The organism is Liquorilactobacillus sicerae (genome assembly GCF_029916425.1).
In the GTDB taxonomy this organism is placed as follows: Bacteria; Bacillota; Bacilli; order Lactobacillales; family Lactobacillaceae; genus Liquorilactobacillus; species Liquorilactobacillus sicerae.
Window position 1 is genome coordinate 1 of the sequence record NZ_JAHAVQ010000078.1, and the last position, 661, is coordinate 661.

General features: G+C 41.9%; 1 protein-coding gene and 1 pseudogene. Both read right to left on the bottom strand.

Translation table 11 applies throughout. From position 1 onward, the window contains the following. Window positions 1-292, bottom strand: a 292-nt coding sequence (locus KH893_RS11300) for a carbamoyl-phosphate synthase domain-containing protein (RefSeq protein ID WP_281166212.1), incomplete at its 3' end; no start/stop codon positions are given. After that, window positions 289-661 (bottom strand): annotated as a pseudogene (locus KH893_RS11305) (ornithine carbamoyltransferase); the annotation flags it as partial. The pseudogene KH893_RS11305 and the gene KH893_RS11300, both read right to left, overlap by 4 nt.

Below are 661 nucleotides of genomic sequence, written 5' to 3' on the forward strand. Positions count from 1 at the left end.
GTTCTAAAGACATATCCATTCGCCAGTTGCTGGGATGCCGGGCTAGCTCATGAAGTACAATCGCCGAGGCCGCCGGATTGAGGCTTTCAAAATCATCACGATTAATTCCGTAATTACCAATTAAAGGATAGGTAAAGACAATTATCTGACCATGATAGGAAGGATCGGTAATTGTTTCTTGATAACCGGTCATCCCCGTATTAAAGACCAGTTCCCCTTTGACTGCTTGAAGGGAACCAAAGCCCTGGCCGGAATATACCGAACCGTTCTCCAAAAGAAGGTAGCGTTTCATTGTTCCACTACCTTTGGAATAAACAAATGGCCTAAGGTCGCAGCCATAATTGCTTTAATCGTGTGCATTCGGTTAGCCGCCTGCTGAAATTGATAGGCATAGGGTGCATTGAAAACTTGGTCAGTAATTTCCATTTCTTTGATTCCTAATTTTTTAAAAATAGTTTGTGCCATGCTGGTATTTAAATCATGGAAAGCCGGCAAATCGTGTAAGACGATTGTCTTTGGGTTATGTGTTTTAGAAACCACTTGAGCATTTAACTGATAAGGTAAAAGCAAATTAATCCGTTTTTCCCACATGCTTTCTTCGCCCATCGAAGCCCAGATATCCGTGTATAGAACATCGACACCGTTGACACCTGAATCTAAA